At 67.2% G+C, this 11,201-nt stretch carries 6 protein-coding genes and 1 pseudogene; 6 read left to right on the forward strand and 1 reads right to left on the reverse strand.

What is annotated here, in order from left to right; genetic code table 11:
• Window positions 1-62 precede the first annotated feature (62 nt).
• Window positions 63-4,031 (reverse strand): type VII secretion protein EccCa, encoded by a 3,969-nt coding sequence (gene eccCa / locus ACFV15_RS44760; protein ID WP_378359150.1) that lies wholly within the window; start codon window positions 4,029-4,031, stop codon window positions 63-65.
• A 164-nt stretch (window positions 4,032-4,195) separates the two neighbouring features.
• On the opposite strand from eccCa, the gene eccD reads away from it, so the two are divergent.
• The 6 genes and pseudogenes from eccD to ACFV15_RS44790 form a co-directional block, all read left to right on the forward strand.
• Window positions 4,196-5,563, forward strand: a complete 1,368-nt coding sequence (gene eccD / locus ACFV15_RS44765) for a type VII secretion integral membrane protein EccD (RefSeq protein WP_378359151.1) — start codon at window positions 4,196-4,198, stop codon at window positions 5,561-5,563.
• Window positions 5,563-6,987 carry a type VII secretion protein EccB gene (gene eccB, locus ACFV15_RS44770; protein ID WP_378359153.1) on the forward strand — a complete coding sequence of 475 codons (1,425 nt, stop codon included), beginning with the start codon at window positions 5,563-5,565 and terminating at the stop codon, window positions 6,985-6,987. The genes eccD and eccB overlap by 1 nt, the downstream gene beginning before the upstream one ends.
• A gap of 163 nt (window positions 6,988-7,150) precedes the next feature.
• Entirely contained in the window at window positions 7,151-7,438 is a 288-nt protein-coding gene (locus tag ACFV15_RS44775) for a WXG100 family type VII secretion target (RefSeq protein ID WP_378359155.1), read from the forward strand.
• A 48-nt stretch (window positions 7,439-7,486) separates the two neighbouring features.
• Window positions 7,487-7,777: a WXG100 family type VII secretion target gene (locus ACFV15_RS44780; RefSeq protein WP_378359157.1), complete on the forward strand. Its 291-nt coding sequence runs from the start codon at window positions 7,487-7,489 to the stop codon at window positions 7,775-7,777.
• Window positions 7,778-7,886: 109 nt separating this feature from the next.
• Window positions 7,887-8,324: a hypothetical protein gene (locus tag ACFV15_RS44785; protein WP_378359158.1), complete on the forward strand. Its 438-nt coding sequence runs from the start codon at window positions 7,887-7,889 to the stop codon at window positions 8,322-8,324.
• Between the two features lie 142 nt (window positions 8,325-8,466).
• Window positions 8,467-11,201 (forward strand): annotated as a pseudogene (locus ACFV15_RS44790) (hypothetical protein); the annotation flags it as partial.

An 11,201-nucleotide genomic window follows, 5' to 3' on the forward strand; every position in this document is an offset into this window, starting at 1 on the left:
CTCCGCACCCCTCCCACCCCCCCCCCCACACCAACACCCCCCACGCCAGGTTCAGGAGCCGGTCAGTGGCGGATGACCGGGGTCTGGACCAGGTTCACCGAACGGCGGCGGTTGATGAACTGGGCGCGGCCGACCGGCAACGTCTTGGGGCGCACGTTGCCGAGGAAGATGCCCTCTTCCCTGGGGCACGAGAACATGACCACCGCGGTGCCGAGTTCCCACATGCGCCGGAGCACCGGGCTCATCATGGCGCGGGAGGCACCGGAGGCGCTGCGCGCGACGATGAGGTGCAGGCCGATGTCGGCGCCGTGCGGGAGCAACGGCAGCAACGGCTGCAGCGGATCGTTGAAGCCGCCGGTGTCGGCCAGTTCGTAGTCGTCGATCAGGATGAACAGGCGGCCGCCTGTCCACCAGTCGCGGTTGCGCAGCCTGCTGGGGGAGATGTCGGCTCCCGGCACGCGGGTGGACAGCAGCTCGGCCATCTCCGTGACGGTCTCCGTGAGCGCGTCAGCGCTGACCGTGTAGTTGACCTGGTTGTCCTGCGGGATCGCGTCGTGCAGCTCCCGCCGGAAGTCGACCAGCATCACGCGGCCCTCGTCCGGCCGGTAATGGGCGGCGACGCTGCTCGCGATGTGGCGCAGCAGGTTCGTCTTCCCTGTCTCGGCGTCTCCGAAGATCATCAGGTGCGGGTTCGCGTCGAAGTCGTGCAGCTGCGGACCGAGCTGGCCGTCCTCGATGCCCAACGCCATCGTCATGTCGATCTCCGGCGCTGACGACATCGGAACCGGCAGTTCGCGTACCTCGAGTTCGTGCGGCAGCAGCCGCACCTTGGGCGCACGCGGCGCCGACGGGACCGCGAGCGCTTCGGCCAGGTCCACGGTGGCTTCGGCGACGTCCTCGACGCTGCTGGAACCGTCGATGCGGGGGAGCGCGGTGAGGAAATGCTTCCCGTCCCTGGTGAGCCCTCGGCCCGTGATCGCGGGTACGGTCGCGGCGATCCGGCTGCCGACCTCGGACTCGATCGGGTCACCGAGCCGCAGCTCGAACCTGCTGCCGAGCACGTCCCGCAGCCACGGCCGCATCTCCGACCATCGGTTGGTGGCGATCACCAGGTGGATGCCGAAGCCGAGCCCGCGGGTCGCCAGCTCGCTGAACTTGTCCTCCAGCTCCTCGTAGTCCTGGCGGATCGTGTACCAGCCGTCGACGACGAGGAACACGTCACCGTAGGGATCGATGTCGGTGAAGGTGCCTCGGCGGCGTGCCTTGCGGTAGTTCGCCATCGAGTCGATGTTGTGTTCTGAGAAGAGCTGTTCGCGGCGGGCGAGCAGGTTGCACATCTCCATCACCGTGCGGGTGACCTTGTCGCGGTCGAGCCGGGGCGCCAGACTGCCCATGTGCGGAAGCTTCGCCAGCGAGCTGAGTGTGCCGCCGAAGTCCAGGCAGTAGAACTGGATCTCGGCCGCGGTGTGGGTCAGCGCGAGTGAGCTGATCAGCGTCCGCAACAAGGTGCTCTTGCCGCTTTGCGGGCCGCCCGCGATGCCGATGTTGCCGTTGCCCGCCGCCAGTTCGGCGACCAGCAGCTCACGCCGCTGCTGCACGGGCAGGTCGACCAGGCCGACCGGAACGGTCAGCGTCGAGGCGTTGTATTCCCCGATCGGGCGCGGTCCGAGCTCGGGGTGGTCGACCAGCGGGGGAAGCAGCTGGTCCAGTGACGGCGGCACCTTCAGCGGCGGCAACCAGACCTGGTGGGCGAGCGGTCCGATGCCACGCAGCCGCGCGATCAGCACCTCCAGCATCGTCCCCTGCGATTCCTCGTCCGGTTCGGGCTCTTGCTCGGCCTTGGCCGGGACGCGGGGCGCGAGATACTCAGTGCCGAAGGGAACCAGCTGCTGTTCGATCTCGGAGCGACGGCGACGCTTGCCGGTCGGCGCGTGATACGGCCCCGAACAGTAGGCGCCCTTGAACCGGATCAGCGTCTGCGTGTCCGAGCGCAGGTAGCCGTTGCCGGGGTTGTTGGGCAGTTCGTAGGCGTCCGGGACGCCGAGCACGCTGCGGCTTTCCATGGCCGAAAAGGTCCGCAGGCCGATCCGGTAGGACAGGTGGCCTTCGATCTTGTGGATCCTGCCCTCGTCGAGCCGCTGCGAAGCCAGCAGCAGGTGGACGCCGAGGCTTCGGCCGAGCCGTCCGATCATCGCGAAGATCTCCACGAATTCCGGTTTGCTCGACAGCATCTCACTGAACTCGTCGACCACTACGAAGAGCGCGGGCATCGGCTCCAGAGGCGCACCCTGCGCGCGGGCGGCTTCGTAGTCGCGGCGTGAGGAGTAGTTGCCCGCCGCGCGGAGGTGTTCCTGGCGGCGGCTCAGCTCACCGGTCAGCGCGTCCTGCATCCGGTCGACGAGCTCGAGCTCGTGCTCGAGGTTGGTGATGACCGCCGACGTGTGCGGCAGCTCGTCGAAGCCGAGGAACGCCGCGCCACCCTTGAAGTCGACCAGCACCAGGTTGAGTTCCTCCGAGGAGTGGGTCGCCACCATCGACAGCACCAGCGTGCGCAGCAGCTCACTCTTGCCGGAACCGGTGGCGCCGATCAGCATCCCGTGCGGGCCCATCCCGCCCTCGGCGGCCTCCTTGATGTCCAGCTCGATCGGGCTGCCGGTGGAGGTCATGCCGATCGGCACCCGCAGCCGCTTGCGCGCGCTGGACCGGGCTCGGCGGTAGCTGACCGGGTCGAACGTGCGGAGGTCGCTGAGCCCGAGCAGGCTGGGCAGCTCGTAGTCGCTGGCGAGCGGCTCTTCGTTGTCTTGGGCCTCACCGACGCGGTAGCGGGCCAGAATCCTGGCGAGCGCGGCCGTCGCGTCGACGCTGAGCGAGTCGGCGTTGCAGAGCGGGGTGCCCGCCGGCTTGCCGAGCCGGTCGAAGGCGACGGTGCTGAGCCGGTCATCGGCGACTTCGAGGTACAGCGTGTGCGGGCGCTGCTGCCACGCCAGCGTTTCGGACAGGTCGAGGATGACGGTGTTACGGTAGCCCTCTTCGGAGATCCGGTGGTCTTCTGGCAGCGAGACGCCGTCCAGCACGATGACCACGAACGGTTCGGACGCGGAGAGCGGGCTTTCCGGCTCATAAGACGGGCGCCCGGTGAATTCGTTGCCACCGAGCAGGCGTTCCAGCTCGGTGATGCTGTCGGCGACCAGCCTGCGGGTGCCGGTCGCGTCCTGGGCGTCAAGATTCTGGTTGTGCGGCAGCCACTTCACCCAGTCCCAGTGCCAGCGGGCCTCGTCGGAGACGCACACCGCGATCCGTGCGTCGCCTGGGCCGTGCGCGGTGGCCAGCTGGGCGAGCATGGCCCTGGCCGCACCTCGCACGTCTCCCGGCTTACCGCGGACCTGGAGCCTGGCGAACCCTCGCAGGTAGACGGCGATCGGCGCGTCGTCCAAAGTGGAGTACGCGCGCAGGAACCGGCGCAGCGCGTGCGCCGCAAGCGGTTCCAGGTCCTCCAGTGGTTTCGAGTCCGGCGGAAGCAGCTTGGTCGAGCTGCGCTGCTTGCCGAGGCCGAGCCGGACCTCGCTGAAGTCCTCGTGCGTCGGGCGGCGCTCCCACAACCGGTAGCTCATCGCCATCGTCCACAGTGACCGCGGGTCCGGGTGGGTCCAGCGGGCGGCCTTCTGCTGAGTGGACAGTGCCGATCGCATCCGGCCGCGAAGCTGGCCGAGGTAGCGCACGTAGTCGCGCCGGTCACCGTGCAGCTTCTGCTTGTGGTCGACACCGGCGCGCAGCATCTGGGCCACCAGCATGCCGATGGCGGACAAGAGCATCAACCCGGCGCCGACATACGCCAGCGCACCGGAACCCGGCCGGACGAACATCAGGACCATCGCCAGGGAGCTCAGCGCCATCGGCGCGTAGAGCAGCACAGAGCTCACCCCGCCGCCGGTGTTCTCCGGGATGGCGGGTGGTGGCTGCAGCTCGATCTCGTCGCTGGGCGCGACGGGGCCGGGACGGCGCGCCTTACGACTGAATACCTCGGTTCCCACTGCTGCTCTCCCTTGGTGAAGGTTTTCCCTAGACGTTGTCTCTGACCAGCCATTCATCTGATGAATGTGGTCTTCGACCATTAGGTTCCGCGCCAGGGTGTTTGCCGCTTCGCCAGGAAGAATCCGGGGCTTCAATGGAAGAACGCACACAGCATCGCACAAATGTGCCGACAAGGCTAAGGTTCGTTCTCGGCGAGAAGGCGGTAGATGTCGCGCTTCCGGGCGACGTGCAATTGGTCGATCTGCTGCCGTCGGTATTGTCCCAATTCGGGGCCGAGTGGGTGGAACAGAGCGTCGACCACGAAGGCTGGGTCGCGCAACGACTCGGCGAGCCGCCGATGCCGGAGGACAAGTCGTTCACCGAGCTGAACCTGGTGGACGGCGAAACCGTCTACCTGCTGCCGCGCAGCGCGGAAATGGCCGCGCTCGACTACGACGACCTGGTCGACGGTGTGGCCGAACGGGTACGGGCCGACGCCGGCCAGTGGACCCCGGTCCGGACGCGCTGGATGCTCCGCGCGGCCACCGGTGTGGCGTTGTTCAGCGGGCTGGGTGCGTTGCTGGCAGGTGCCGGGGCGCCGTCCCTGTGGGTACTGCCGGTGTCGCTCGCGGTGGTGCTGCTGGTGTGCGCCGCCGCGGTGTCGCGGGCACTCGGCGCCGTCGTGGACGGGACCCTGCTCGCGGGTGTCGGGGTGATCTACGCCGGGACAGGCGGCTGGCTGGGCGCCATGGCCATCGATCCGCCGGGCGGGCCGGAGGTCTGGTCGGTGCTCGCCGGCGTGGCTGTGGTGGCGGCGATCGTGCTCAGCCTGGTCGCGGTGGCCGACGCCGCGCAGATCTTCGGTGGCGCGCTGGTGTTCGTGATCCTGCTGCTGATACCGGGAGTGATCTGGGCGGCCAGCTCGCATTCGGCGGCACACGCGGCCGCCATCGGGATCACGGTGAACCTGGTGCTCAGCCTGTTCGTGGCCGGTACCGCGTTCCGGCTCGGCGGCTTGAAGCTGCCGATGCTGCCGACTGACGCGGCCGAAGTGCGTGAGGACATCGATCCCGTTCCGCATCGGGTCGTGATCGAGCGAAGCGTCGTCGTGTTCGGGTACCTGAAGGCGATGTACGTCGGTTATGGCCTGGCTCAGACAGTGCTGCTGGTCACTCTGGTGCTGCCGAAGGGCAAGTGGGAGATGATCATGGCCGCCGTGGTGGCCGCGCTGTTGCTGCTGCGGTCAAGGCACTTGTCCGGCCTGCTGCCACGCTGGTCACTGCTCGTCCCCGCGTGCGCCGCGGTCGTGGCGATCCTGCTCCGCCAGGCGATCGGTGAACCGTTGCTCTTCCGGGTGTTGGTCGTGCTGGTTCCACTGCTGGTGGCCGGTGCGGGGCTGGCTGTGCTCAGCCGCTACCTGCCGAAGGCGCGGCTGCGGCCCTACTGGGGCCGGGCAGTGGACATTCTCGAGTACCTGTCGGCGATCGCCGTGATCCCGCTGTTGCTCGCGGTACTCGACGTGTACGCGGCGATTCGGGGGTTGAGCGGCTGATGCAGTCTCGCCGAGATCAGGTGCAGGCGTACTTCTTCGTGGTCGGCCGTCTGGTGGCGGGCCTGGTGCAGGGCAAACCCGACGTGCTCGAGCACCCGAACAAGCGATTCAACGGCGGCACAGTGTTGGGCGTGCTGCTGGCCGGCCTGCTGATGGCCATTTTCGGCATTTACGGGTTGTTCGTCCCCGGCGGTAACAACAGCTGGCGAGTGGACGGCACGATTGTGCTGGACGAGGGGTCCGGGGCCAGATACGTCTACGTCGGCGGTCAGTTGCGACCGGTGCTGAACATGGCATCCGCGTTGCTCGCGGTCGGCCAGAATTCGAAGCTGGCCTCGGTCAGCCAGAGTTCGCTGACCGGTGTTCCGGTCGGGACGCCGATCGGGATTCCGGGCGCGCCGGACGGAATGCCGTCGGCGGGAAAGCTCAACGCCGGCAACTGGACGGTGTGCGCGCGACCGGCCGACGGCCTGACCGTGTCAAGTGCGGCGACGGTCACCCTGCGTCTCGACCAGCCGGGCGGGGTGGCGATCCCGGCCGAGCAGGGCCTGGTCGTGTCCACTCCGGACGGAGCGGCCTACCTGGTGTGGCGGGGAAACCGCCACCGGATCGCCGACATGGTCACCCAGGAGGCGCTGGGTTACGACACCGGCAGGGCAGTGCGCGTCTCGCCGGCGTGGTTGAACGTGATTCCCGCTGGCGCAGACCTGAAGCCGCCGTCCATCCCCGGCATCGGTGGCGTCGGCCCGGCCGTCGGCGGGCAGCCGGGGCGGGTCGGCCAGGTGTACGAGGTGCGCAATCCCGCGATCACGTCCGATCAGTTCTACGTGCTCACCGGCAGCGGGCTGCTGCCGATCAGTCATACCGTCGGGGCGATGCTGCTGGCCGCGCCGTCCACAAGGGACGCATATCCCGGTGACCAGGTGCGCCCGATACTGGTGGGGCCCGGCGCTCTCGCCGGGGTGGCGATGGTCGGTGGCGAAGCACACGCGACCGACCTGCCGCCGACACCGCCCGCCATCGCCGACCTCGGGGTGGGCATGGAGCCGTGTATGAGCTTCGACCTGCAGGCGGACGGCGGCCACGTCGGCACACTGGTGGCGCTCGCGCGCGCCTCCGAGAACCAGGCGGTGGCACCGGCAGGCAAACAGGTCGCCGGTGCCACCGCTGATCAGATCGTCGTCCCGGCCGGTGGAGGGGCGCTGGTCAGTTCCTGGCCGGTGCCCGGCGCGGCTCCGGGAACGGAGTATCTGGTCACGGATCTCGGCGTGAAGTACCCGCTCGCCGATGATTCCGTGGCGGCCTCGCTTGGTTACGGAAGTGTGTCCGGAAAGCGCATTTCCCCCGTTTTGCTCAACCTTCTTCCCACCGGACCCGCGCTGGATCCGGCCGCGGCTTTGACCAGCCGGTTGGTGGGTTCCTGACCTGTGGGGGGTCCCCGTGAGGGATAACCCTGGGTTGGAGACCAGGAACCGAGTTCGGGTGAAAACGACCCCGGTTAAGAACTCTAATTAAAGACACCGTCGCTCCTTGAGAGTTACAGCGCCGGGGCGCGGCTACTCGAAGAACCACACAGGAGGAACTGGAATGTCCGACCAAACAACGCTTACACCGGCTGACGTATCGGCGATGGCCAAGAGGCACACCTCGACGGCGGAGAGCATCTCCAACCAGCAGAAGACCCTTGACGGCAACATCCAGACGCTGACCTCAATCAACAAGGGCGCCATGATGACCAAGCTGACCAGCGTGCACACGGACTGGAACACCAACACCACCAAGATCGTCGACACCCTTCGTGAGATGGCTACCACCCTGGACAGCGTCGCGCAGCGTCTCCAGTCGCAGGACGAGGAAAGCTCCAGCGGCCTGTGATCTTGGCCCCCTGTATCTGATCGCTTGAATACCTCATAGGAGAAGATCGTGACAACCGGACAGATCAAGTACCAGTACAGCGCCCTCGACGATGGCGTGAACCAGATGCGCAAGGTCAACAGCAACATCGAGCACGACGTCACGCAGCTGACCAACGACGTCAAGAAGTTGCTGGGTGACTTCATGGGTGCCTCGTCGCAGAGCTATGACACGAAGGCCAAAACGATCAAGCAGAACCTGAACGAGAGCAACGCCAAGCTCAACACGCTGTCCGGGAACGTGGCTAAGGGAGCCAGCAACATGAGCACCACCGACAGCCGCGAAGCCGGCCGGTTCTGATGAACCTGCGGGGTGGCGCCGGAAAGCCCCGGCGTCCGGTGTCCACCCCGCCTGCTTTGCCCGATGATCCGCCCGTCCCCGCACTATTTTTGATCGAAAGGCGTGAGCCATGACCGATAGCGGAAACCATACCTACGTCGACCCGCAGTCCGTGCGTTCCAGCGCGGATCATATCGGTGGGCTGATGGACGACATGCAGCCGTTCTACACGCTCGGCCAGTCCGACACGCAGGCCGGGAACTTCGAAACGGCGACGTGGCTGCAGCAGCTTGTCCGCGACCGCCAGACCGGCGTGCTCCAGCACGCGATCGACGTGAAGCTGGTGTGCAGGGACATCCAGGACAGCCTGCACCAGATCACCACCACGTTCGAGGAGACCGACCAGCACAACTCGGAGAACCTGGAACGGGATCTCTACCACGATGTGAACCTCCTGAAGATCGATGCCTACAACTCAGGCGAGAACGCGAAAGGCTTCGCGAAGCCGGGCCCGGGTACGGAGGCCTCCCCGCGGTACGACTCGGTCCCCCTCATCCCTGGCATGTAGTCCCCGGTACCCGCTATTCCCGAGTCAGGTAGACCGCCAGCGCCCGCGTGGGCCTGGCGGTTTACCCGGCTCATGGGTGAAGGCAGCAGCACACAGCGACGCGCGCAGGTTTCGGAACTGGAAGTAACGAGGAAGATTCGGTATGACGGTCCCGAATGAATTCACCGGCATCGGACCTGGCAGGATGAGCGGGCCCGCCTCAGACACCGCTCCAATCGGCTTTGACCCTTACTACGACGGGCCACGCAGCACGTCCGGTGCCGGGCAGCGCGGTGGGACTGGTGCCAGGCAGGGTGGTGGGACCGGCGCCGGTTCGCAGAGCAGCAGTGCTCCCGCGCTGAATGTCGACGGTATCCGGACCATCGCTCAGTTCAAGAGCGCCGCGGGCTCCGCACTCGACGCGGGCGCCGCGGAATCCTGGACCCGGCTCGGCAGCGCGTTCCAGGCATCGCTCGACCGGCTTTCCCAGTTCCAGCAGGGGTTTTCTGCCGAGGCCAAGACGCTGACCCTCTCCTTCCAGGGGTCGGCGGGTGATGCGTTCCAGAGTTTCGCCACCGATTCGGTGCTCAAGCGGAGCCAAGCGGTCAGCAGTTCGATCGCGGGCTACCCCCAGGCAATGAACGGGATCGGCAAGTCGATCTCCTTCTTCCAGGCGAAGACGGCCGAGATCCAGGCCGAGTTCGCGGCCCGCGTGGCGGTGCTTGCCGCGAAGGTCGTCAGTGTGCTGGCCCTGGCCGCGAAGGCAGGTCTCGAGGTCGACGGCGCGGATTTGATGAAGACCGTCGTCCAGAAGGAAGTCGATGGCCGCGTGATGCCGGAGCTTCGGCGTGCGCTGCTCGACCTGGCTTCTTCTTACCAGAGCAACGGAGGTGGCCTCACCGCCTTCGACGCGCGTTCCATGCAGCCGCCCAAGGGGTCCGGCGCACACAAGGGGAACGGTGGTACCGGCGGCGGTAGGGGTGGTGACACCGGGGGTAAGGGTGGTGACACCGGCGGCGGCAAAGGTGGTGACACCGGGGGTAAGGGTGGTGACACCGGCGGGGGTTCAACCGACAGCGAGACTCAGAAGAATGCGAAGAAAGACGCGAAGGACGCCGCGGACCGGGCAATCGACGAGCTGATCAAGAAGAGTCCACCCGAAGGCAGTTCGAGGGAAGCCGATGCCCGCCGCGCCGCGCTCAAGGACGCGAAGGACGCCGTGGACAAGGCGCTCGGCGACGAGTCCAAAGGTGACGGTAAGACCGGCGATGGATCCCCCACGGATGCCGCCAGGCAGAAGGCGCTGGAGGACGCCAAGAAGGCGGCTGGCGAGGCGATCGACAAGCTGAAGAAGCCCGATGAGTCGGGCACCGGCGCAGGTGATCCCAAGGCCGAGGTCGTCGGTGGCACTGGTGGCGGGACCGGCGGGAAGTCGAGCGCGGACGCGGAACGGCAGAAGGCGCTGGACGACGCCAAGAAGGCGGCTGGCGAGGCGATCGACAAGCTGAAGAACCCCGATGACTCCGGCACCGGTACAGGCGATGGCAAGGGCACGGGTGAGGGCACCGGCGGTGGCACTGGTGGCGGGACCGGCGGGAAGTCGAGCGCGGACGCGGAACGGCAGAAGGCGCTCGACGACGCGAAGAAGACCGCTGGCGAGGCGATCGACAAGCTGAAGAACGGTGGCGACACCAAGGACGGCGCTTCGGGCGGCGGGATCTCCACCACCGGTGGACCCGGCGAGGAGGGCGGCAAGACCGGCACCGGTCAGGACGAGGCTCGCCAGAAGGCGCTCGACGACGCGAAGAAGGCCGCACAAGACGCGATCGACGGTCTCAGCGGTGATGGTAAGGACGGGTCCGGTGATGAGTCGAAAACGGGCGCCGGCTCTGGGGGCGGGACCGGCACCGGCGACTCTGGCTACGGTGGCAAGTCCGGAACCGGAGGCAGCGAGAAGTCCGCGGACCCGACTCGTCAGCAGGCCATGGAGGATGCCAAGAAGGCCGCCCAGGGCGCGATCGACGCCTTGAAGGGTGGGGCCGGCAGCGGTGACCCGGGTGGCTCCGGTTCCGGCTCGGGTTCCGGTGGCGCCGACAGAGGCCAGGGTGGAACCGGTTCGGGGTCCACAGTGGACCCTGCGCGCCAGCAGGCATTGACGGAAGCGAAGAAGGCGGCGCAAGAAGCGATCGACGCGCTGAAGCAAGGGGCCGACCCTGCCCGCCAGCAAGCCTTGGAAGAGGCGAAGAAGGCGGTCGGCGGTGCGCTCGACAGCATGATGAAGGCAGGCGACACTTCGGGCGGTGGCGGTTCCATACCGACTGCCTCCTCCATCGGACCTGACACCTCCGGCGCGCAGAAGGCGGCCAAGAGCGCGATCGACGCGTTGAAGGGTGGCGGCCTGGGCGACGGCAAGTCGTCGGGTTCTGGTGGTGGTACTGGTTCGGGTACTGGTTCGGGGCCGGATACTTCGGCGCAGCAGCGGGAGGCGCAGAAGGCGGCTCAGAGTGCGATTGACGCGCTCAAGGGCGGGGGTCTTGGTGGGGGTGGTGATCCTTCGTCGGGTGGTGGCGGTGGTAAGCCGTCGACGGCTTCGTTGGGTGCTCCCAGTGGTGGTGGTACTGGTTCGGGGCCGGATACTTCGGCGCAGCAGCGGGAGGCGCAGAAGGCGGCTCAGAGTGCGATTGACGCGCTCAAGGGTGGCGGTCTCGGTGGGGGTGGTGATCCTTCGTCGGGTGGTGGCGGTGGTAAGCCGTCGACGGCTTCGTTGGGTGCTCCCAGTGGTGGTGGTACTGGTTCGGGAAGTGGTTCGGGGCCGGATACTTCGGCGCAGCAGCGGGAGGCGCAGAAGGCGGCTCAGAGTGCGATTGACGCGCTCAAGGGTGGCGGTCTCGGTGGGGG

The sequence above is a fragment of the Amycolatopsis sp. NPDC059657 genome (genome assembly GCF_042734395.1).
Classification (GTDB): domain Bacteria; phylum Actinomycetota; class Actinomycetes; order Mycobacteriales; family Pseudonocardiaceae; genus Amycolatopsis.

Bases quoted from the DNA above. Each gene is read 5' to 3' on its own strand.
- ACFV15_RS44785 (WP_378359158.1), top strand. From the start codon at position 7,887: ATGACCGATAGCGGAAACCATACCTACGTCGACCCGCAGTCCGTGCGT.
- ACFV15_RS44775 (WP_378359155.1), top strand. From the start codon at position 7,151: ATGTCCGACCAAACAACGCTTACACCGGCTGACGTATCGGCGATGGCC.
- eccB (WP_378359153.1), top strand. From the start codon at position 5,563: ATGCAGTCTCGCCGAGATCAGGTGCAGGCGTACTTCTTCGTGGTCGGC.